Origin of the sequence: Ruminococcus sp. AF20-12LB (assembly GCF_003478985.1) — a bacterium.
In the GTDB taxonomy this organism is placed as follows: Bacteria; Bacillota; Clostridia; order Lachnospirales; family Lachnospiraceae; genus Blautia_A.
In genome coordinates, this window is record NZ_QUGH01000002.1 from 166,076 (window position 1) to 188,498 (window position 22,423).

Genomic DNA, 22,423 nt, shown 5'->3' on the forward strand with positions numbered 1-22,423 from the left:
GAATAAATGGAGTGTGTCATGAAGAAAAATGAAAAAGCGCTTACTGTGGCATTCACAGGAGGAGGCGGAAAGACCAGTCTGATCCTTGGACTGGCAGAAAAATTTTCCGGACAGGGAAAACGGGTGATCGTGACCACAACCACACATATGGCATGGGAACCGGAACATCCCTTTGCAGAAGCAGAGGATGTTTCGGGATCATGCCGGCTTATAGAACAATACGGATACGTTATCGCGGCACATCATAAGGCCGGACAGCCCAAGATTTCCGGCCCTGAAAAGGAGATCCTGGAAAAGCTGCCCGGCTTTTGTGATCTTCTTCTTGTGGAAGCTGACGGATCCAGGCGCCGGCCGCTTAAAGTACCGGCTGTTCATGAGCCGGTGATCCCTTCTTTTGCAGATATTGTAGTAGGAGTGATCGGTCTTGACTGCATCGGCAAAAAGATCTGTGATACGTCACACCGTCCGGATGATGTGGCGGGATTTCTGGGAAAGCGTACAGATGAGCCTGTGACATGGATGGATGTGTGGAAGATCATCCGGTCTGAAGCCGGATTGCAAAAAGGCGTGGACGGGCGAAGATTTCTCGCGTATCTGAACAAGGCAGATACTCTGGAGGATCCCAGTATGGCGGAGAAGCTTATGGCGCAAGGTCAGGAGGCTGGGATCATGGTGATCTGCGGCAGCCTGCAGAGAAGTGTACTAGAATCGAAAAGAAGAGGAGCGGTGATATGAAACTGGGACTGATCATGCTGGCAGCAGGAAACAGCCGGCGTTTTGGAAGCAATAAGCTGCTGTATAGTGTAGACGGAATGCCGATGTACAGACATATTCTTCTGGAACTGAAAAAAGTGAAGGAGGCACTGGAGGCACAGGGACATAAATGTGAGATCACAGTTGTCACACAGTATGAGGAGATCGCACAGGAAGCAGAGAAGCTTGGCGAACGGTTTCTTTACAATCTGCATCCGGATGAGGGGATATCTTCCTCACTGAAGATCGGGCTGTGGGTCAACCGGGAGATGGATGCGTGCCTGTTTACGGTGGCAGATCAGCCGTGGTTACGGTGGAAGACGGTTTTTGGACTGGTGGATGTGTTTTTGAGAGATGGGAAGGGGATTGCCTGTGTGGAGCATGATGGGAAGACCGGGAATCCCTGTGTTTTTTCGAAAAAGTATTATGAGGAACTTATGAAGCTTTCCGGTGATGTCGGAGGGAAGAGAGTGGTTGTGGCACATAGGGAGGATGTGGCTGTGATGAAGGTGGAAGATGGACGGGAGATGGTGGATGTGGATTTTTCGGACGGACGCCGGTGAGGTACCGTCTGGTTTGTGCTGGGGCTTCGTCGGGGGCTGGCTTCTAAGACGCCAGAAATCTGCTAAAACCGCTGAAAAGAATCCAGAACTCGCTCCTGCGTCGCTCAAACAGCTGGATTTTTTCCAGCAACGCAGATTCCCACCGCCTAAGAAGCGCACCCCTCCTGCAGAGCCAGCACAAACCAGACGGTACCTCGCCGGCTGACGTGCGAAAGGGGAGATAGGCTAGAGTGAAAGTGTGAAGTTTGTAGAAGCAGAGCATCAACGACGAAATCACCGTGTCTGAGGCAATTTTTACGTATACAAAAGCCAGCAGGGAACCGCCCTGGCGTGGCGGGATGCTCTGCAGGAGTCCTGCTGATTCTTAGGTGGTGTGGTTTCTGCGTTATTCCAAAAAATTCTGCTGTCTGAGCGTCTGGACGCGAGTTCAGAACTTTTTGGAATGGTTTTAGCAGAAGCCGCAGCATCTTAGAAGCCAGCGGACGACGAAGCCCTTCCCGCTACGCCAGGGCGGTTCCCTGCGTACGTTCGTTAAATATAAATATACAAATATATCCTACATAAAATGATTCTTAGCCGCTTCTTCCTCAGCCAGACGAACCGTCTCACCGGAAGGATTGGAGATCACTGCCGAAGCTACGATCTCACAAGGCGGGTTCCCCTTTACACTGTCAACGGCAGCCGTAACAGCAGAAACATCACCAGTCAGAAAAACAGTGGCATGACCACCACACTTCGTCTGCCAGGTAAGAAAAGAAACATCAGAAGTCTTCAGCATCTGGTCGATCACCAGGATCGCGTTACTGCTGCCAACAACCTCAACTAAACCAAAAGCACCATAATTCATAAATCCGTCGCCCCCTTTATTTATTGATCGTCATCTTCAGTGCAATCTCAGTATCCTCAGAAGGAGAAGCGATCACAGTATGAGAAACAACCTTACCAAGAGGTTTGGCTGCCTCCAGCGCAACCTCCATAGCTGCATTAACGTCAGAAACAGAACCACGCATCTTGACACAGGCGCCACTCTTCAGACGGTTACGCTCAACACTTTGGATCCTGACATTGGCTGCTTTGGAAGCAGCATCAAGAGCAACAAAACAGGCAACCAGGTTATCCAGCTCAAAAACACCTACAGCCATGCCCTTATAATTATTATCCATAAAAATACCTCCATGCGGAACAGATTCCCGGTAATGTGGTTTTTTGACCGGTTTTACGTGGAATCATTACCGTTTTTATGGCTTTATTATAACTTTTTTAGACAAAAATAGCAAGGAATAAATACGCGGATGATCAGATAGTTACTGAGAACGGAGTGAAAAGCAACGTAACGTCTGATACTTCCGCAGTAGCCTTGCAGGGAAATATTTACTTTGCATATCAGATATAGTATTATTTACAATAGTAAAAAAGCAGGAAGGTGTAAAGAAATGCAGACACATCAGACAGACTTTTCAACAGGAAATGTCTATCGTAACATTATGGAGGTAGCTGTGCCGATGATCATTGCACAGGTCCTGAACCTCCTTTACAACATTGTAGACCGGATCTATATCGGAAGGATCCCCGATATCGGAGCCACCGCACTGACAGGAGTGGGACTATGTTTTCCCATTATCAGTCTGATCACTGCATTTACCTATCTTTTTGGAAATGGAGGAGCACCGCTTTGCTCCATGGAACGAGGAAGAGGAAACCAGGAAGAAGCAGAAATGCTCATGGGAAACACCTTTGTGATGCTGATCGGCACAGGAGTGATCCTGTCAGCCATCGGCCTTATCTTTTACAGGCCGATCCTCTATGCGTTTGGTGCCAGTGATGTAACCTTTTCCTATGCGGCAGATTACATAAGGATCTATCTTCTGGGAACCCTGTTTGTGATGATCACTCTGGGAATGAACCCGTTTATAAACAGCCAGGGCTTTGGAAACACCGGAATGCTTACGATACTGATTGGTGCAGTACTGAACATCCTTCTGGATCCCCTGTTTATCTTTGGAATGCACATGGGAGTCCGTGGAGCGGCTTTGGCGACTATTATATCCCAGCTCTGCTCTGCCATCTGGGTCTTGCGCTTTCTCACAGGAAAAAAGGCAATCCTGAACCTGAAAAAAAGTGCCATGAAGATTTCCCGGAAAAGAGTGGGCAGTATCGTAAGCCTTGGTATGTCCGGATTTTTTATGGCATTTACAAACAGTCTTGTGCAGGTGGTATGCAATGCCACACTCCAGACCTGGGGTGGTGATATCTACGTTGGTGTCATGACAGTTTTAAATTCTGTCCGTGACATTTTCACCATGCCGGTCCATGGGCTTACCACAGGTGCTTCTCCGGTCATGAGCTTCAATTATGGAGAAAAAGCATACGACAGAGTCAAAAAAGCAATTAAATTTATTACAGCTGTCTGTGTGATCTATACCCTGGCAGGCTGGGGAATCCTGAAGTTGCTTCCGGAATTTTTCATCCGGATCTTTAACAGCGATCCCGGGCTTCTGGAAAAGGGAGTTCCCGCCCTTCATATTTACTTTTTCGGCTTCTGCTTTATGGCATTGCAGTTTACCGGACAAAGCGTGTTCGTGGCACTTGGAAAGGCAAAAAAGGCCACCTTTTTTTCCCTGTTTCGAAAGGTAGTGATCGTGGTACCGCTGACGCTTCTGCTGCCTCATGTGAATGGCCTGGGAACAGACGGCGTGTTCTGGGCAGAACCGGTTTCCAACCTTGTAGGCGGCTGTGCATGCTTTTTTACCATGCTGGCGACAGTACTGCCGGAGCTGAACAGTGACCTCAAACGGGCCGGATAAAGGTTTGCGGGAAATTTTGATATGTGTTAGAATGGACAGGATGATTTTTCTGCAAACTAAGCAGAAATCTTAAGAAGGGCCGGCGTATGGCCGGACAGGAATGAGAGGAAAATATAATGGCTTTATTTCAGGCATTTCGGGCAGTAAGACCTGCTTCAGAAAAAGCAGAAAAGGTAGCTGCACTTCCCTATGACGTAGTCAGCAGAGAGGAAGCGAGAGAGATCGGGGAAAAAAATCCGGAATCTTTTCTCCATATAGACCGTGCAGAGATGGATCTGGATCCGGAAACCGATCTTTATGATCCGATGGTTTATCAGAAGGCAAGGGAAAATCTGGATCGTTTCCAGAAAGAAGGGATCCTGATCCAGGATGAGAAACCGAACTATTATCTGTATGAACTGATCCGTAAGGGAAGATCCCAGACCGGGATCGTAGGTGTCAGCTCCATTGATGATTACATGAATGGTGTGATCAAAAAGCATGAGCTTACAAGAGAGGATAAGGAGCAGGACCGCATCCATCATGTGGATGTCTGTGATGCCAACACAGGCCCTATTTTTCTGGCGTGCAGATATCCGGCAGAGCTTCTTACTCTTATGGAAGAATGGAAAAATGCACATGCTCCGGTGTACGATTTTACTTCCGATGATGAGATCACACATCGTGTATGGGTCGTAGATGATGAAGAAAAGATCCGGACTATACATAGTCTTTTTGGCGGGATCTCATCTATCTATATTGCAGATGGCCACCACAGAGCAGCCTCCGCAGTAAAGGTTGGACAGAAGAGAAGAGCGGAGCATCCGGACTACACCGGAAAAGAAGAATTTAACTTTTTCCTGTCGGTGGTATTTCCGTATGACCAGCTGACCATCCTTCCGTATCACAGGATCGTAAAGGATATCAAGGGTATGGAACCCAAAGCCTTTATCGGAAGCATGAAGTTTAATTTTGAGCTGATGGCAATGCCGGGCTTTCCATGTAAACCGGTAGAGAAACACTGTTTTGGGCTGTATGTAGACGGAGAATGGTTCCATCTGAAGGCATATCCGGATATCTATGCGGGTAAAGACAGCGTAGGTCAGCTGGATGTGTCTATTCTTCAGGATAAGGTCCTGGGTCCGGTTCTGGGGATCAGTGATCCGCGTACCGATGAGAGAATCCGCTTTATGGGAGGAAACCACCGGCTGAAAGATCTGGCAGCAGCTGCAGATGAGACAGGAGGAGCTGCCTTTGCCATGTATCCTACATCTATGGAGGAGCTGATGACGATCGCAGACGAGGGGAAGCTTATGCCGCCAAAGAGCACCTGGTTTGAGCCGAAGCTCCGCAGTGGCCTTTTTATCCATAAGCTTTCAGACTGATGCCGGAGACTTTATAGAATTTTAATAAAATCGTCAGGAAAATCTTAGGAAATTAATACAGATCGCTCACATTTGTCCGGTAATATACAGTATATGCTGAGCAAATGAGAAAGAGAGGTTTTCATGACAAACGAACAGTATTACGATTGCATCCAGCCATACCAGAATGCATGCCAGATCATGCGCGCCAAGCTTGAAGTGCTCAACGGAAGTCTGTATCAGAAGTCTGCCGTATCTCCGATCCACAATATCCAGGAACGGATCAAATCCAAGAGGAGCATCGAAAAAAAGCTGGAGAAGCTGGGACATTCGGACAGTGTGCAGAACGCCAAGGATCATCTCCGGGATATCGCCGGAATCCGTGTGATCTGCTACTTTATTGATGATATATATAATCTTGTAAATGCGCTGAAACGGCAGAGTGAGCTGATCTTTATCAGGGAGAAGGATTACATACAGAATCCAAAGCCCAACGGATACCGCAGCCTTCATGTGATCATCGCAGTTCCGGTATACTATCTGGATACCATGGAGTATTTTCCGGTGGAGATCCAGCTGAGGACGATGACTATGGATCTCTGGGCAAGCATGGAGCACCGTGTCTGCTACAAGAAGCTTCCGGAACACAGGGATGAGCTGGCAGAGGCTTTCTGTCAGTACGCAGATATCCTCGGAAAGATCGAGGAACAGTTTGAAGCCTACAATGAAACAGGAATGCTGGAGGAGATCACACCAGCCCAGATTGCTGAGAATCCGTCGGAGGGATAAAAATGGAGATTGAAGAGGAATTTGTATCCGGTTTCTGCCGTACCATGAACGGGGGCGAAACCGTCTGCTGTGAGTATACACGGCAGGAGGACGGCAGCAGGAAGCTGACTTTTATGGACTGCGCGCATGAGAGATGTGTAAATACAGGCGCCTGTGAGATCTTCAAACAGGCTCATGAACTGGAGCAGAAATAAAAGATCAAAGAAAACAGCGAAAATGCAATAATGATATAAATTAATAATGATAAAAAACAATTATAAAAAAATCACAGAAAACAGGAGAAATACGTATGAAGCACACAGTAGATGCGATGGGAAAGCAGTGTCCGATCCCGGTGGTGATGACCAAGAAGATCCTTGACAAGGCAGAGCAGGGAGACGAGATCTTAATCCTGGTAGACAACGAAACGGCAGTAAACAACTTAAGCAGACTTGCCGGAAGTGCCGGATGCAGCTTCGTATCCAGAAAAACAGAAGGTGGTTACGAGATCAATATGACAGTAAAATCTGATCCTGCTGCAAGAAGCCAGGCAGAGCCTGAGATCGTCTGCACACCGGCTGTTCCTGAGGGAGATTATACCGTTGCCATCACTTCTGATAAGATGGGCGACGGAGATCCGGAGCTTGGTGGGATCCTGATCAAGGGATTTGTGTATGCGCTGACACAGCTGGAGACACCGCCGTCAGTTATGCTGTTTTATAATGGCGGAGCCAGACTTACTGCACAGGATTCACCATGTATCGAAGACCTTAAGACCTTACAGGAGCAGGGAACAGAGATCCTGACCTGCGGAACCTGCGTGAACTTCTATGGACTGAAGGAACCGGCAGTGGGAACCGTAACAAATATGTATACCATAGCGGAAAAGCTCACAAAAGCAGGAAAAGTGATCCGCCCGTAAACAGAGAAACATATAGAGACAGACAGAAGCATACAGAAATGCCGCAGAGCCATTTTGAAGCCTGCGGCATTTCTGATATCCGGTTAATATCCAGTTGATATCCAGGTTATATCCGGTTATGAGCAAGAAGCGGAGCGGATCGTGAATATCCGCCTGACTAAGCGCTGATCTTATAATTCCACATCAAGCTGCTGTTCTTCAATATGATGGCGCTTTGCATAGCCGGTAAGCATCAGCGTCAGCGCACCGTCACCGGTCACGTTGCATGCAGTTCCGAAGCTGTCCTGCAGTGCAAAGATGGTAAGCATCAATGCAGTGCCGGAGCTGTCGAATTTCAGTATCCCGGTGATGATACCAAGGGATGCCATGACGGTTCCGCCGGGAACGCCGGGAGCTCCGATGGCAAAGATACCCAGAAGAAGGCAGAACAGAACCATGGTACCCGGTGTGGGAACGGAGCCGTACAGGATCTTTGAAATCGCCATACAGAAGAAAACCTCTGTCAGGACGGAACCACAGAGATGGATGTTTGCAAAAAGAGGAATCCCGAAGCTGACAAGATCCTTGCGGAGCGGTTTGGCTTTGGAGGCACACTGCAGTGCAACGGCCAGTGTGGCAGCAGAGGACATGGTCCCTACGGCAGTCAGATAGGCAGGACCATAATGGCGGACAACCTCCAGAGGATTTTCTCCGGAATAGATTCCTGCAAGGATGTAAAGAAGAGCCATCCAGATAAAATGCCCGGCAAGCACCAGTACGATGATCTTCAGAAAAACAGGCAGCTGTCTGGTGATGGTTCCCTCGTAGGCAAGGCTGCAGAAGGTAGTGCCGATGAACAGCGGAAGAATGGGGATGATGATCCGTGCAACCAGAGAAAGAACGATCTTCTGAAATTCATCCAGAAGTCCTGTGATCAGCTTCGCTTTTGTCCAGGTGGCGGCAAGGCCCAGCATCATTGCAAACACAAGAGCACTCATAACGGACATGATCTGCGGGATCTCCAGCTCAAAGATCACCTCCGGCAGCTGCTTCAGTCCTGCAGCATAGGAATGGATGGACAGATGTGGAATGATCAGAAAGCCGGAGGCTGTAGAAAAAAGCGCTGCGCCAACAGAGGAGCCGTAAGCGAGGACAACCGCAACTCCCAGCATCAGCGAAGCATTTTTGCCAAGCCGGGTAATGGACGGAGCGATAAATCCCAGCACGATCAGCGGTACGCAGAAGGTAATGATCTGGCCCAGAATGTACTTGATAGTAACTGTGATATTGAGAACTGCCATGGAGATTCCGTTGGTGCTGTACCGGTTCAGGATAAGCCCGGCCATGATCCCCAGGATCACAGCAACCAGCAGCTTAAATGGCAGACTGTTGAAAAAAGATGTTTTTTTCATTGGAAAAACCTCCTCGGATAGTATAAAATAAAGCCAGAGTTTATTATAAAGGCATTTGATAAAAATCACAAGGAGCAGAATGAAATGATTTATCTGGATAACGCGGCTACAAGCTTTCATAAGCCGGACTGTGTGCCGCGTGCTGTGGTGGAAGCCATGCAGCATGCAGGAAACAGCGGAAGGGGCAGCAGCGGCGAAGCAATGGCAGCCTCAAGGCTTATTTTTAATACAAGATGCCAGATCGCAGAGATGTTTGACGTATGGGGACCGGAATGTGTGGCCTTTACATCCAATGACACGGAAGCGCTCAATATCGCTCTGCAGGGAACACTCCATCCAGAGGAGGGAACTATCCATGCGATCTGTACGGAGATGGATCACAACAGTGTGCTCCGTCCGCTGTACCGCCTGGAAAAAAAGGGCATGAAGCTTACGATCCTGCCGGCAGACCGCAAGGGACGGATCTCCCTTACGGAGCTTGAAGCAGCCATCCGTCCGGAGACGAAGGTGATCGTCTGTACCCATGCTTCCAATCTGACAGGAAATCTCAATGATATCCACGCCATCGGTGAGATCGCACAGAAGCACCAGAAGCTTTTTATTGTGGATGCTGCCCAGACAGCAGGAGTATTTCCGATTTCTATGAAAAAAGATCATATAGATATTCTTTGCTTTTCCGGACATAAGGGCCTTATGGGGCCCCAGGGCACAGGCGCCATCTGCGTTCGACCGGGGGTATCTGTGGAGCCTCTGAAGGTAGGCGGAAGCGGCGTCCTCACCTTTCAGAGGGAGCATCCGCAGGATATGCCGGAGGCACTGGAGGCAGGCACCCTGAACAGCCACGGGATCGCAGGTCTTGGCGCAGCCATCAGCTGGATCAGGGAAACCGGGACAGAACAGATCCGAAAAAGAGAGCAGCAGCTGATGTGGCGTTTTTATGACCAGATAAAGGAAATTCCGGGAATTACCCTGTACGGGGATTTTTCCAGGGAAGAACGCTCCCCTGTGGTGACTCTGAATATTGCAGAGATGGATTCGGCAGAGGTGGCCATGGTCCTTGATGAAGAGTACGGAATCAGTGTAAGAGCCGGCGGCCACTGTGCACCGCTGATGCACAAAGCACTGGGAACCGAAAAAACAGGAACTGTCCGCTTTAGCTTTTCTTATTTTAATACGGAAGAAGAGGTGGACACTGCTGCCGGGGCGGTAAAGGAGCTTGCCGCGGAATAAACAGCGAAAGACGGACAGAAAGGACACAGAGAATGTATCAGACAATATATGATGTGGTAGAAAAAAGAGGGCGTGTAAAAACAGGGATCCTTCTGAACGGAAAGGATGCCGGGCTGAAATATCTTTTGGAAGAAAGCAGCTTTTTTTATCCGAAGAGAGCAGAAAGAAATAAAGAAGCAGAAGAATTCCTGAAGGCTTCCGTGGAAGCAGCCGTGGAAACCGGCGTTGTGAAAAACGGAGACAGGGAGATATTTGTGGAAACCTACGAGAAGAATCCCAGGCTGATCATACTGGGTGGCGGCCATGTTTCTCTTCCGGTAGCAGAGATCGGCAGGATGCTGGGCTTTCATGTAACAGTCATGGATGACCGGGAGGAATTTGTGACTGAGGAAAGATTTCCCATGGCAGATGAGAGGATCTTTGGAGCGTTTGATACCCTGTCCGACAGGATCCCTCCCTATGAAAATGCCTACTATGTAGTGGTGACACGAGGCCATCTGGGAGATTCTGCCTGTGCAAGAGCGATCCTTAAGAGACCCTTTGCATATTTCGGAATGATCGGGAGCAGGACAAAGGTGCGGATCACCAGGGAAAAGCTCCTGAAAGAGGGATTTACGGAGGAACAGCTGGATCAGATCCATGCCCCCATCGGACTTCCCATCGGAGGACAGATGCCGGCTGAGATCGCCGTGAGCATCATGGCGGAGATCGTGCAGGAGAAAAACCGGCATTTCCGTACCTACTGTGATGAGGAGGTGGAGGCAGCAGTACGCCGCAGGACACTGGGAACCATGGTCACGATCATCGAAAAGAAGGGTTCCTCTCCGAGAGGAACCGGGAGCAAGATGTTCGTATGCCGGGACGGAAGCACGGCAGGAAGCATCGGCGGCGGAAAAGTGGAGTTTGAAGCCGGAAAACACGCAGTAAATATCCGAAATACGGAAACAAAGGTTTACGAGCTGGGGCAGGGAGCAGGAGATCTGGGAATGATCTGCGGCGGAACTGTCCGGGTGCTTTTTGAGCCGGTAAATATGTGAAAGAACCGGCCAGGACTTGCATAATATTGAAGAATCGTGTATATTGAACGCAGAGAATTTTTTACCGGCGTATAAGGAGGAATCAGATAAAATGAAGAAAAAATGTATTATGGCTTTGATAATAGGCGCGGCTTTCCTTGCACAGGGCTGTGGATATGAGGAAGGAACCGATGCAGTGGTAACAGTAGTAGATTCCACACCGACGCCGGAGCCCACAGAGAAGCCGAAGGCAACTGCAACACCCACACCGGAAGCAGCGGCAGCTGATTCCACAGCGGACGGAGCGGCAGCGGCGGCAGACTCCACCACAGCTGGGGCAGCAGATCCCGCAGCACAGACAGCAGCTACGGAGCAGACCCCAAGCGGCATCAACGTACAGGCTCAGGATGCCACCTACTATGCAGTGGAGGGTGTGAATTTACGTTCTGACGCCAACGCAGAGGCAGAGTTCGTGGCAGGTGTCCTTTCCGGAGAATCCCTGAAGTGTACCGGTGTCTGTGACAATGGATGGATCCGTGTGGATTATAATGGCCAGACCTGCTACGCATCCGGCGATTACGTCAGCACAACCCCGCCGGTAGGAGCAGTGGCAGCAGATACTACCGCAGAAGCAGCACAGTAGAGCACGGATTACAGGCTTTTGACCAGATCAGGGAAATCCTGATTCTGCTTCAATTGCAGATATCTCCTTGATATAATAAAAAACAGGCAGCTGTATCCGATGAAATACATCGATACAGGCAGCCTGTTTTTTTGTTTCGGCATATAGTCCGTTCAGAACACAAGGATCATGCCAGCGGATCGTACCCGCAGATCATTCCGGATAAACAAGACGGTCCGGTTTGATATCGTAGAGAACCTCGTTCAGGAATTTCTTTGCCAGATATTTTGCCATGCCAAGGTTCATATCCAGATAATTTCCGCAGTCCTTGGGAGAGGCTCCCGGGATCTCACCCTCAAAATCACGGATGAATTCAAACATCTCGATCATCAGCGGAACGATATCTCTGGATTCATAATCCCCGTTAAGAAGAAGATAATTTCCGGTACGGCAGCCCATAGGACCCCAGTAAATGACCTTCGGGCCAAACTCCTTATGGTTCCGCAGGAAGGTAGCCGCCAGATGCTCCATGGCATGAAGCTCGGCTGTGTTCATAACAGGCTCCTCATTGGGAGAAGTCATACGGATATCGAAGGTGGTGATCACCTGATCTCCGACCGGATCCTTACGTGAAACGTATACGCCAGGCTGAAGCTTGATATGGTCAATGGTAAAACTTGTGATCTTTTCCATGTTGATTCCTCGCTTTCTACTTATATGTACGGAGCCCATGATAAGCTCCATACATGATTTTAGCAGAGAACCGGAAGAGATACAAGGCAAAAACAAAGGGAATCCTGCACGTTACTGAAAACGGAGTGAATAGTAACTCCTGTACCTGGTTCCGTGCAAAGTTGACTTTATGAAAAGATGATGTTAAACTGAGAAAAGCTTACAGGGGGAGAGTGAAAAGCTCACCTGAAAATGCCGGAACAGGCGTTTTCGGGATCTGATAAGGAGGACTTATAAATATGAAACGTAAGGTTTTAGCCGTATTATTTGCGACAGCTCTTACCGCAGGAATGCTTTCCGGATGCGGAAGCACAGACAGCACTTCTGACAAAGCAGACAAGAAGGAAGAATCTCTGGAGGAAGAAACCTCAGAAGGACAGACAGGCGTAGATGAAGAGACAGCAGCCAATGCAGTATCCGAGGAGGAGGCTGAGGCGGCAGGCTTTTCAGATCATGAAGAAAGCGCCGATGATCAGGAGGCTTCCGGTAATGCAGGGGACACTTCACATGAAACCGAAGCTTCTGCAGACAGTACAGAGGATACAGACAGCGCAGACGGAGAATTTTCCGATGGTTCCGAGGATGCACAAATGGCAGGAACAACTGTGATCGATACCAGCCAGCAGCTGACAGGAACCCATCATGCTGCCATCACCGTAAAGGACTATGGCGAGATCGATGTAGAGCTGGATGCAGACACTGCACCCATCACAGTCACAAATTTTGTAAAGCTGGTACAGGACAATTTTTATGACGGTCTGACCTTCCACCGGATCATTGACGGATTTATGATCCAGGGCGGAGATCCAAACGGAGACGGAACCGGCGGAGCAGAGGATACCATCAAGGGCGAATTTTCCAGCAATGGAGTGAAGAACGATATTTCTCATGTAAGAGGAACCATTTCCATGGCCCGCAGCACAGATCCGGACAGCGCAAGCTCTCAGTTCTTTATCGTACAGTCCGATTCCACACATCTGGACGGCGACTATGCTGCATTCGGACACGTGACCTCCGGGATGGACATTGTAGATCAGATCTGCAAGGATGCCAAGCCGACAGACGGCAACGGAACTATTGCAAAGGATCAGCAGCCGGTGATCGAGAGTATCCGTATGGTTGACTGACAGGAGGGACAAGGATGCTGAAAGGGAAAACAGTGCTTCTTGGCATCACAGGAAGTATTGCTGCATACAAGATCGCATATCTGGCAAGTGCATTACATAAGCTTCATGCAGATGTCCATGTACTGATGACAGAGAATGCAACGCACTTTATCAATCCGATCACATTTGAAACACTGACCGGGAATAAATGCCTGGTGGATACCTTTGACCGGAACTTTCAGTTCCAGGTAGAGCACGTATCCATTGCCAAGAAGGCAGATGTTGTGATGATCGCACCGGCCAGTGCAAACGTGATCGGAAAGCTGGCCAACGGCCTTGCGGACGATATGCTCACCACTACGGTAATGGCCTGCAGGTGTCAGAAGATCCTTGCACCGGCCATGAATACCGCCATGTATGAGAATCCCGTGGTGCAGGACAATATCCGGAAGCTGCAAACCTACGGATATGAGGTGATCACACCGGCCAGCGGCTACCTGGCATGCGGAGACACCGGAGCCGGAAAAATGCCGGAGCCGGAAACCCTTCTGGAATATATCCTGAAGGAAGCCGCCTTCCAGAAAGACCTTGCCGGTAAAAAGCTCCTGGTAACGGCAGGACCTACCCAGGAGGCCATCGACCCAGTCCGCTGTCTCACCAACCATTCATCCGGAAAGATGGGATACGCCATTGCAAAAATGGCCATGCTCAGAGGAGCGGAGGTTACGCTGGTAAGCGGACCTACTGCCATTGAGCCGCCCCTTTTTGTGAAGGTCGTACCTGTGACATCTGCCAGAGATATGTTCGAGGCAGTCACCGGTTTAAGTGATGAACAGGATATCATCATCAAGGCTGCCGCAGTGGCAGACTACCGTCCGAAGCAGGTCAGCGAAGACAAGGTTAAGAAAAAAGACGATCAGGCTTCCATAGAGCTTGAGAGGACAGACGACATTCTGAAATATCTGGGCCAGCACAAAAAGCAGGGCCAGTTCCTCTGCGGATTTTCCATGGAGACCAGAGACATGCTCCGTAATTCCAGAGCTAAGCTTGAGAAGAAAAACCTGGATATGGTGGCAGCCAACAACCTGAAGGTAGAAGGTGCCGGATTCCAGGGAGATACCAATGTCCTGACTCTTATCACACAGGATGAAGAAGTGTCACTCCCGCTTATGAGCAAGGAGGATGCAGCGTTAAAGATCCTGGATAAGATCCTTCTGCTTACCACAAAGGCAGAAGCATAGCTACAGAGCCGGTCAGGGAGCCGGTTTTAACAACGAAAAGCGGAACAAAAAGATCACCGCTTTCCATCACCGTATTGTATCCGCAGAAAATGCCGGGAAATGCTGTATTTCCGGAAACATTCACAGAGCGGAACGGTAACAAGGAGGAGAAGAAATGAAAAACAACAAATTTACAACAGCGCAGCTTACGTTACTGGGCCTGATGGCAGCGATCCTTCTGCTGATGGCCTACACACCACTGGGATATCTGAACATCGGGCCACTGGCCATTTCCTTTAACGTGATCCCGGTAGCCATCAGTGCAGTCGTCCTCGGACCCGTAGGAGGAGCCGTGGCAGGTGCGATCTTCGGCCTGACCAGCTTTCTCCAGTGCATCGGAGTAGGCGGCTCCAGTGCAATGGGAGTTGTGCTTTTCGGTATTAATCCGGTATTTGCCTTTATCCAGCGCTTCATCCCACGTCTTCTGGACGGTATCTGCCTCGGATATATTTTTAAAGGCATGCGAAAGGTCAGCAATACCTATGTGGCATGTGCAGTAACCGGATTCTTTTCCGCATTCCTGAATACACTGTTCTTCATGGCGGCACTTGTAGGACTGTTCGGAAATACCGATTATGTAAAAAATCTGATGGGCGGTCATAACATCATCATCGGCTGCTGTCTCATGGTAGGGATCAACGCAGTATGCGAAATGATTTCCTCCACAGTGATCACAGGAGCAGTGGGAGCCGCACTTTCCAAGGCACATCTGATCCCATCCGCACAGATCAGCCGTGAGAAGACAAAAGCATAAAGACAGGGAAAATAAAATTATGATATTAGCAATTGATATTGGAAATACCAACATAGTCGTGGGCTGCATCGATGATCAAAAAACATACTTCATCGAGAGACTTGCTACCGTAAGAACAAAAACAGAACTGGAATATGCCGTAGACCTGAAAACCTTACTGGAGATCTACCACATCAAAAAGGCAGACATAGAAGGCTGTATCATTTCATCTGTAGTCCCGCAGATCACCAACATTGCCAAGCTGGCAGCAGAAAAGATTCTCAAAAAAGAAGTCATGGTCCTGGGACCAGGAGTAAAAACAGGTCTGAACATCATGATGGACAACCCCGGACAGCTGGGCGCGGATCTTGTGGCAGACGCTGTGGCAGGATTAAATGAATATCCGGTTCCGTTTATTGTGATCGATATGGGAACCGCCACTACAGTTTCGGTTGTCAACAGCAAAAAGCAATACATTGGCGGAATGATCCTTCCTGGCATCGGAATATCCCTGGATGCACTGACAGCCAGAGCATCCCAGCTCAGCGGGATCAGCATCGATGCCCCGAAGCATGTGATCGGGCGCAATACCATCGAATGCATGAAAAGCGGCGTGCTCTACAGCAACGCAGCAGCCATCGACGGGATCATAGACCGGGTGGAAGAAGAGCTTGGTGAGAAAACAACTGTGATCGCAACAGGCGGTCTTGCAAAAAAGATCATTTCTCACTGTAAGAAGGAAATCATTCTGGATGAGGACCTTCTGCTCAAGGGACTCCTTGTGATCTACAAAAAAAATAAATAAAAACAAAAAAATCAGCTGCCGGTGCAGAAAACACGTACCGGACAGCTGATTTTTTTACTGTGCAAATGCTCTGCGGAAATCCTCAGGCACAGGCGCCAGGAAACACATGGGCTCCCCGGTGATCGGGTGGGCAAATTCCAGCTGGAAGGAATGCAGGGCCTGGCGTCCGATCCGGTCAAAAACTGGATGATACAGAAAATCCCCCGGCAGCGGACAGCCGATATACTTCATATGCACCCGGATCTGATGAGTCCGCCCCGTATCCAGATGCAGCTCCACAAGAGCATATCCATTGCTGACTGCAAGACGCTCAAAATGAGTCACGGCAGCCTCACCACGCTCAAAATTAACCTCCCTTGTGATCACAGAAGCATCCATTCTCGCAACAGGAGCGGAGATCGTCCCCTTTTCCGGCGGGATCCCGTCAGTAAGTGCAAGATAGGTACGTCGGATCTGGCGCTGCTTCATCTGGGCAGAGAGAAGAGCCCCGCTCAGAGGGTTCTTGGCCAGCACCAGCACCCCGGTGGTATCCCTGTCCAGCCGGTTGATACAGCGGTAGACAAAAGCCTTCCCCTGCTGCTTATAATACCAGGCAACACCGTTGGCAAGCGTATTCTCGTAGTTCCCGGCAGAGGGATGCACAGGCATATCAGCAGGCTTGTTCAGCACAAGGATATCCTCATCCTCATACAGGATATCCAGAGGCAGCGGCACCGGAATAATGGAAGACTCCGCTCCGTTCCCGGTCTCTTCCGGAACAAGGATCCGAAGAACATCCCCCTCCCTCAGGACCGTTCTGCCAAAAGCCGGCTGCCCGTTCAGCAGGATCGCCTGCTCCGCCCGCTTCATAGTAGTCAATATATGTTTGGAAAACCCCTTTTTCCGAAGAAACCCAAGAACATTTTCCCCGGACTCCCCGGTTGAGATCGTATAGGTAATAATTCTCTCCATAGAAAAAAATCCTTTTCTGAAATTTAGCAGGCCAAAAGTCAAAACGCGCGGCCTGCGGGTATAGTATAGCATTTGGGGAGGGAAATGTCGATTAGACATAAAAAAAGAGCTGGTACAAGAGGAAATATCCTTGGACAGCTCGTGGATTATGGGAAATGTGTCGCTTATTATCTTCATTAGTCACAGACCAAAAAAGATATATTTTACAGCCATATGTAAGAATACCATTGATATTTTCCTTTGTCAAGGCGTGCCAAAGACATGAAGCATGCTAATAATGTCGTTTTTTAAGCATCATATGCAGTCGTTTTCTATCAAAAAGTGAATAAACAGTCTGATAATCATCGAAATCTAACATTAGTGGTCACAAAAAGTGGTCACTTTTTTCTTGCGTAAATCCGCGTAAAATCAATACTTTTCAAGCTTTTTTCCTTTTTCTTTCCAATTATTAGTGGTCAAAATCGTGGTCAGCTGTGCCGAAAAAAGCAGCATTTAACAGTGTTTCAAGCTCTTTTTCGCTAATGAAGATATTAAGCGATACCTGACAGCAGAAAGAGATGCCATGAAAACAGGATACAGTATCAAAACATGGAAAATGCGGCTCTTTTGTCCGGAAAAGCAGATGATCGAAACAACCGAAGCCCTGTATCGGGATGCCGTAGCATTTTACTACGAGCTACTGAAAGAAAGAGAAGAGCTCTGGGCCGAAAATCTGCTGACCATCCAGGGATATCTGGAAAAACTCACCGTTCCCGGAAGAGACGGAAGAGAACCAAAGTACATCCCGCCAGGCGGAAAGCTCCCCGTTTACTTTCGGAGATCTGCCATGAACAAAGCTGCAATGGCAGTAAAGACCGCAGCAAGCGCAGAAAGCTTCCCCGAAAAGATAGATGCCAACATCACATTTTTCAAGGGAATGTACAAAGACCTGACAGACACCTCCGTAGTGCTGAAGCTCTGGAACGGAAAGAAATGGATCTGGGTACCCTGCGGACTTACAGGACGCCCCTTCCCCAAGGAAGCAGCGATCCTTTCACCGACACTGGTCCATGAGGAAAAATGGCTCATGTTCCATGTACCTGTCAAGCAGGAAAACTCCGATGCCCGGATAGCAAAGGAACGAATGCAGGAAGGCGCCAGAGTATGCAGCGTCCGCTTTACCAATACGGACAGCTTTGCAGTATGCACAGTTCTGGATGAAGAATCCAGGCAGCTGGCTGTAAAAAACTGCAAAGGTGGAAATGCATACCGACATCATTGCAGAGCTTTGTTGAAAAAAGTAGAAGCATCCAGGGCATTTACCGATAAAGACAACGTCAGTCAGCCAAACAGGAAATATTACATGCATCTCAAGCACCTGAATGAACATTATGCACATCAGGTCAGCAAGGAGATCATAGATTTCTGCAAAGAAAAACACACCGGGATACTGGTACTGCCGGAGTATGATGAAGATTTTTCCAGGATATCCATGTACAGAAGCGGCAATTATTCGCCCCTTCACTTAAGTATCCGCATCCGGAATTATCTGAAATACAAAGCCTGGGCAGAAGGAATCCTGGTACTTGAGCTGCGCGCCGACGGAACAGAAAAGCAATGTTCCATCTGCGGAGCCACCGGAAAAAAACAGGGCAGTGTATTCATCTGCCAGAACGGCCATCAGGTCAACCGCTTCCTGAACGGCGCCCGAAATCTGGGACACAAATGCCAGGAAAGCTTCCGGAAAAATAACAAACCAAGTTAATAAGCGGCAGGAATGCCTCTTATATATAAATGCTGAGTGATCAGCAAGAGAGGAAGCGCCAGTGACGCCTCCTTTCCGGTTGAATACCGCCAGGCGGCCCAACGCAGGCGTCGCCGAAGAACTGTGCCTTGTGGTACGGGGTGTATTCGAAGTTATAAGAATGTGAAATTACTGAAACTTGGCCTGGGGCTGGGTTCGGTATATAGATGTTGAAAAAATGAGGATGTAACAGAGAAATCTTTGACCAATATATTATAGCAATATAAAATCGTTGATTTTGACTGAAGTGAGATTGAATGATATGTACAGTTTCTATAAAACTCATACATAAACAAGGTTCGATGCAATAATACCATATTTAGAAAATTGTCATTGCGAGTTATATAGGCTCGACTATATAAAAAAGCACAGTGTAGAGACGAATGTACTCAGCAAATGGTTTATGAAGTAGAAAATGAACCAGGAATAGTGGCAATACGGTTGCTAAGAGAAGAATATTCGACAGTAAGGGAAAACACATTTAGCCGTGTGAACGGCGAGAGAAAGAGAAATACCATCCTTTGGGATGTGTACATAGATACAAAATTTACCTTTCAGAGGGGATATGGTTCGATAAGAACCGGAGGAGTTAGAGATGATTATTACACAGACACCGTTTCGCATGTCTTTCTTTGGTGGCGGAACAGATATGGAAAGCTTTTTTAAAGAAAACGGCGGTGCCGTTTTGTCTACTACATTTGATAAGTATTGTTATGTGAATGTGCGCCATTTGCCGCGTTTCTTTGACTATTCCACTGAGTTATCTTATTCAAAGACCGAACGAATAACAAATATAGAAAGTATTCAGCATCCAGCAATTCGAAATGCAATGAAGATGTTAGATATGCATGAGATTCGTCTTACCTATGAGGCAGATCTTCCTGCACGTTCTGGTTTAGGAACTTCAAGTTCTTTTGCCGTAGGAATGCTGAATGCTTTTTATGCGTTAAAGGGAAAATATGCTGATAAGAAGAAACTGGCAGATGAGGCAATTTTTTTGGAAAGAAATCTTTGTCAGGAAGCAGGTGGTTGGCAGGATCAAATTGCTGCTTCATTTGGCGGCTTTAATCGTATTAATTTCAATGCAGATGGTTATGACGTTCTGCCGGTGATTATCTCTCCGGAACGAAAGAAACAACTTAATCAGAATCTGATGATGTTCTTTACCGGTTTTACCCGTTTTTCTTCTGATGTTCAGAAAGCAAATGCGGCTAGTAAGGTTGATAAAATAGCTCAGCTAAAAGAAATGCTGGCATTGGTCGACGATGCAGAGAGAGTACTGACGGATAAAGAAAAAGATTTGGATGATTTTGGCAGATTGTTGGATCACACATGGAAGCTGAAACGTCAGACCGGATCTGCTGTTTCTACGAATAGTATTGATGAACTTTATACTAAAGGTATTGCAGCAGGTGCATTAGGTGGAAAACTTCTTGGGGCTGGCGGTGGTGGGTTCCTTGTATTTTATGTACAGCCAGAAAGGCAGGATGCTGTTCGCTGGGCGATGCGTGACCTATTATATATTCCCTTTAAGTTTGAAGATGTCGGAACACGTGTAATTCATTACACACCAGAAGATTATGTACCAAAGGACTAAAGATATGAAAGTAGTGATTATGGCAGGGGGGAAAGGAACTCGTATTTCTTCTGTAGCGAGTGATATTCCTAAACCGATGATAAAAATTGAGGGTGTTCCTGTACTGGAAAGGGAAATAGAATGCCTGAAAAATCAAGGATTCGATGACATTATTATTACCGTGAGTCATCTGGGAAATATTATTATGAATTATTTTGGCGATGGTTCTGGAATCTCTCCAATAACAGGTAAGCCATTTGATGTACACATTGAGTACTATTTTGAAAAAGAACCTCTTGGCAATGCAGGTGCGTTATTCAAAATAAAAGATAAGTTAACATCTGATTTTCTGCTTCTAAATGCAGATGCAATGTTCGATGTAAACTTTAACCGATTTGCTGCGTTTCATCAGGAAAAAGGTGGATTAGTTACACTTTTTACACATCCGAACAGCCATCCGTATGATAGCGGACTTATTATCGCTGATAAGAATGGCATAGTTGAAAAATGGCTTGCAAAGGAAGATGAGCGTCCGAAGTATTACAGGAATCGTGTAAATGCAGGATTGCATGTTATCAACCCCAAAGCGCTAGAACTGCTTGATATCGATGTAGATTCAATAGGTAAGATTGGTGCAAATGGTAAACTAGTCAAAATCGATTTGGATCGTCAATTGTTGAAACCATTAGCGGGGACAGGAACAATGTTTTGCTACGACAGTCCAGAATACGTGAAAGACATGGGCACTCCAGAGAGGTATTACTCTGTATGTTCAGATTATAAAGCGGGCAGAGTTTCTGGAAAGAATTTGAAAAACAAGCAGAAAGCAATCTTTCTTGATCGGGACGGAACTATCAACAAGTATGTTGGATTTTTAAGAAATATAGATGAATTTGAATTGCTTGATGGTGTTGCCGCAGCTATTCGCAAAATCAATGAATCAGGTTATCTTGCTATTGTCGTAACAAATCAGCCAGTTATAGCTCGCGGTGAGGTTTCCTTTGAAGAGTTGAACGAAATCCATAATAAGATGGAAACTCTTCTTGGAAAAGAAGGCGCTTATCTTGATGCAATCTATTATTGTCCGCATCATCCCCATAAAGGATATGAAGGTGAACGTCCGGAACTGAAGATGGATTGTGCTTGCCGTAAGCCGAAGCCTGGAATGCTGTTCAAAGCAGCCGAAGATTTTAATATCGATTTATCACAGTCATGGATGATTGGCGATGGCGAGAATGATATCAAAGCGGGTATTAATGCTGGATGTAAGACAATATTACTTAGTGATAAGCATGAAAACTACGGGCAAACCATTACCGAAAATTCGTTGATAGAATTTGTAAACGACTGTATATAATAGTTCAAAATATATGAGGAAGAAAAATGAAAGAGTTAAAGGAGAAGATTGGAAAAAATGTTGAGATGCTCTGCGAAAGATATCCAGCACTAGAATCAGTCAAGAAAGAAATTATAGAAGCATATTTTTTACTTGCAGAGTCATATAAAAATGGTGGGAAATTGTTGGTTGCTGGAAACGGTGGATCTGCTGCAGATGCAGAGCACATTGTTGGAGAATTGATGAAAAGCTTTAAACTCCCTAGAAAACTAGATATTGATTTTACAGATAAACTTGTTAAAGAAAATGAAGAGCTTGGAGCTGTTTTGGCAGAAAATTTGCAAGGTGCACTTCCTGCCATTGCGCTGGATGGCCATCCAGCATTGTCTACTGCATATATGAATGACTGTGAACCGCTTCTGTGTTTTGCACAGCAGGTAAATGGTTATGGAAGTGCAGGAGATGTATTTTTAGGCATTTCCACAAGTGGTAATAGTAAGAATGTGTTATATGCAGCAATCACTGCACATGCAAAAGGCATGAATGTGATTGGTCTGACTGGTGCTAAAGACAGCAAACTAGAGCAGATGAGTGATGTATGTATCAAAGTTCCGCAGAATGAAACATATATGATTCAGGAATTGCATATGCCGGTGTACCATTGCCTGTGCTTAATGCTTGAATATGAATTTTTTGGGGAGAATTGATG

General features: G+C 47.3%; 23 protein-coding genes. 18 read left to right on the forward strand and 5 right to left on the reverse strand.

Annotation, left to right across the window (positions count from 1 at the left end):
- Window positions 1–18 precede the first annotated feature (18 nt).
- Window positions 19–735: a selenium cofactor biosynthesis protein YqeC gene (gene yqeC, locus DWX61_RS03445; RefSeq protein ID WP_182433937.1), complete on the forward strand. Its 717-nt coding sequence runs from the start codon at window positions 19–21 to the stop codon at window positions 733–735.
- Complete coding sequence (locus tag DWX61_RS03450) at window positions 732–1,316, forward strand: nucleotidyltransferase family protein (protein WP_118623810.1); 585 nt, start codon at window positions 732–734, stop codon at window positions 1,314–1,316. The genes yqeC and DWX61_RS03450 overlap by 4 nt, the downstream gene beginning before the upstream one ends.
- A 556-nt stretch (window positions 1,317–1,872) precedes the next feature.
- On the opposite strand, the gene DWX61_RS03460 is transcribed toward DWX61_RS03450, so the two are convergent.
- A complete protein-coding gene (locus DWX61_RS03460) occupies window positions 1,873–2,163 on the reverse strand; it encodes a BMC domain-containing protein (RefSeq protein WP_021651696.1) in 291 nt (96 codons plus the stop codon).
- 16 nt (window positions 2,164–2,179) lie between these two features.
- Window positions 2,180–2,479, reverse strand: coding sequence for a BMC domain-containing protein (locus DWX61_RS03465; RefSeq protein WP_015524766.1), 300 nt, complete (start codon window positions 2,477–2,479; stop codon window positions 2,180–2,182).
- A gap of 270 nt (window positions 2,480–2,749) precedes the next feature.
- Between DWX61_RS03465 and DWX61_RS03470 the strand changes: the two genes are divergently transcribed.
- From DWX61_RS03470 to yedF, 5 genes are all read left to right on the forward strand, one after another.
- A complete protein-coding gene (locus tag DWX61_RS03470; protein WP_118623814.1) occupies window positions 2,750–4,120 on the forward strand; it encodes an MATE family efflux transporter in 1,371 nt (456 codons plus the stop codon).
- Window positions 4,121–4,236: 116 nt separating this feature from the next.
- Window positions 4,237–5,484 carry a DUF1015 domain-containing protein gene (locus tag DWX61_RS03475; RefSeq protein ID WP_118623816.1) on the forward strand — a complete coding sequence of 416 codons (1,248 nt, stop codon included), beginning with the start codon at window positions 4,237–4,239 and terminating at the stop codon, window positions 5,482–5,484.
- Between the two features lie 123 nt (window positions 5,485–5,607).
- Window positions 5,608–6,252, forward strand: coding sequence for a GTP pyrophosphokinase (locus DWX61_RS03480; RefSeq protein WP_118368364.1), 645 nt, complete (start codon window positions 5,608–5,610; stop codon window positions 6,250–6,252).
- A 2-nt stretch (window positions 6,253–6,254) separates the two neighbouring features.
- The gene (locus DWX61_RS03485) at window positions 6,255–6,446 is read left to right on the forward strand and encodes a hypothetical protein (RefSeq protein ID WP_118368363.1); all 192 of its coding nucleotides are present in this window, start codon (window positions 6,255–6,257) and stop codon (window positions 6,444–6,446) included.
- Window positions 6,447–6,541: 95 nt separating this feature from the next.
- Window positions 6,542–7,153, forward strand: coding sequence for a sulfurtransferase-like selenium metabolism protein YedF (yedF, locus tag DWX61_RS03490; RefSeq protein ID WP_118623818.1), 612 nt, complete (start codon window positions 6,542–6,544; stop codon window positions 7,151–7,153).
- A gap of 170 nt (window positions 7,154–7,323) precedes the next feature.
- Here the strand turns inward: yedF and DWX61_RS03495 are convergent, their stop codons facing one another.
- On the reverse strand, window positions 7,324–8,544 hold the full coding sequence (locus DWX61_RS03495) for a dicarboxylate/amino acid:cation symporter (protein WP_118623820.1): 1,221 nt from the start codon (window positions 8,542–8,544) through the stop codon (window positions 7,324–7,326).
- An 84-nt stretch (window positions 8,545–8,628) separates the two neighbouring features.
- Between DWX61_RS03495 and DWX61_RS03500 the strand changes: the two genes are divergently transcribed.
- The 3 genes from DWX61_RS03500 to DWX61_RS03510 all read left to right on the forward strand — a co-directional run bounded on the left by DWX61_RS03500 (window position 8,629) and on the right by DWX61_RS03510 (window position 11,433).
- Window positions 8,629–9,774, forward strand: coding sequence for an aminotransferase class V-fold PLP-dependent enzyme (locus DWX61_RS03500; RefSeq protein WP_118623822.1), 1,146 nt, complete (start codon window positions 8,629–8,631; stop codon window positions 9,772–9,774).
- A gap of 32 nt (window positions 9,775–9,806) precedes the next feature.
- Window positions 9,807–10,811, forward strand: a complete 1,005-nt coding sequence (locus DWX61_RS03505) for an XdhC family protein (protein ID WP_118623824.1) — start codon at window positions 9,807–9,809, stop codon at window positions 10,809–10,811.
- 91 nt (window positions 10,812–10,902) lie between these two features.
- Window positions 10,903–11,433: an SH3 domain-containing protein gene (locus DWX61_RS03510; RefSeq protein ID WP_118623826.1), complete on the forward strand. Its 531-nt coding sequence runs from the start codon at window positions 10,903–10,905 to the stop codon at window positions 11,431–11,433.
- Window positions 11,434–11,625: 192 nt separating this feature from the next.
- Here the strand turns inward: DWX61_RS03510 and DWX61_RS03515 are convergent, their stop codons facing one another.
- Window positions 11,626–12,105, reverse strand: a complete 480-nt coding sequence (locus tag DWX61_RS03515; RefSeq protein WP_015524777.1) for an S-ribosylhomocysteine lyase — start codon at window positions 12,103–12,105, stop codon at window positions 11,626–11,628.
- A gap of 278 nt (window positions 12,106–12,383) precedes the next feature.
- Between DWX61_RS03515 and DWX61_RS03520 the strand changes: the two genes are divergently transcribed.
- The 4 genes from DWX61_RS03520 (at window position 12,384) to DWX61_RS03535 (ending at window position 16,068) form a co-directional block, all read left to right on the forward strand.
- Window positions 12,384–13,271 (forward strand): peptidylprolyl isomerase, encoded by an 888-nt coding sequence (locus DWX61_RS03520; RefSeq protein WP_118515966.1) that lies wholly within the window; start codon window positions 12,384–12,386, stop codon window positions 13,269–13,271.
- A 14-nt stretch (window positions 13,272–13,285) separates the two neighbouring features.
- Complete coding sequence (coaBC, locus tag DWX61_RS03525; protein WP_118623828.1) at window positions 13,286–14,491, forward strand: bifunctional phosphopantothenoylcysteine decarboxylase/phosphopantothenate--cysteine ligase CoaBC; 1,206 nt, start codon at window positions 13,286–13,288, stop codon at window positions 14,489–14,491.
- Between the two features lie 154 nt (window positions 14,492–14,645).
- The gene (locus DWX61_RS03530; protein WP_118515968.1) at window positions 14,646–15,284 is read left to right on the forward strand and encodes an ECF transporter S component; all 639 of its coding nucleotides are present in this window, start codon (window positions 14,646–14,648) and stop codon (window positions 15,282–15,284) included.
- A 19-nt stretch (window positions 15,285–15,303) separates the two neighbouring features.
- The gene (locus tag DWX61_RS03535) at window positions 15,304–16,068 is read left to right on the forward strand and encodes a type III pantothenate kinase (RefSeq protein WP_021651710.1); all 765 of its coding nucleotides are present in this window, start codon (window positions 15,304–15,306) and stop codon (window positions 16,066–16,068) included.
- Window positions 16,069–16,122: 54 nt separating this feature from the next.
- Here DWX61_RS03535 and DWX61_RS03540 read toward each other — a convergent pair whose 3' ends face one another.
- On the reverse strand, window positions 16,123–17,019 hold the full coding sequence (locus DWX61_RS03540) for an RluA family pseudouridine synthase (RefSeq protein WP_118623994.1): 897 nt from the start codon (window positions 17,017–17,019) through the stop codon (window positions 16,123–16,125).
- Between the two features lie 562 nt (window positions 17,020–17,581).
- On the opposite strand from DWX61_RS03540, the gene DWX61_RS03545 reads away from it, so the two are divergent.
- From DWX61_RS03545 to DWX61_RS03560, 4 genes are all read left to right on the forward strand, one after another.
- Entirely contained in the window at window positions 17,582–18,763 is a 1,182-nt protein-coding gene (locus tag DWX61_RS03545; RefSeq protein WP_118623830.1) for a zinc ribbon domain-containing protein, read from the forward strand.
- Window positions 18,764–19,397: 634 nt separating this feature from the next.
- On the forward strand, window positions 19,398–20,399 hold the full coding sequence (locus DWX61_RS03550) for a GHMP family kinase ATP-binding protein (RefSeq protein WP_118623832.1): 1,002 nt from the start codon (window positions 19,398–19,400) through the stop codon (window positions 20,397–20,399).
- 4 nt (window positions 20,400–20,403) lie between these two features.
- Window positions 20,404–21,735, forward strand: coding sequence for a D-glycero-beta-D-manno-heptose 1,7-bisphosphate 7-phosphatase (gmhB, locus tag DWX61_RS03555; RefSeq protein ID WP_118623996.1), 1,332 nt, complete (start codon window positions 20,404–20,406; stop codon window positions 21,733–21,735).
- A gap of 26 nt (window positions 21,736–21,761) precedes the next feature.
- Window positions 21,762–22,421 (forward strand): D-sedoheptulose-7-phosphate isomerase, encoded by a 660-nt coding sequence (locus tag DWX61_RS03560; RefSeq protein WP_118623834.1) that lies wholly within the window; start codon window positions 21,762–21,764, stop codon window positions 22,419–22,421.
- The last annotated feature ends 2 nt before the right edge of the window (window positions 22,422–22,423 follow it).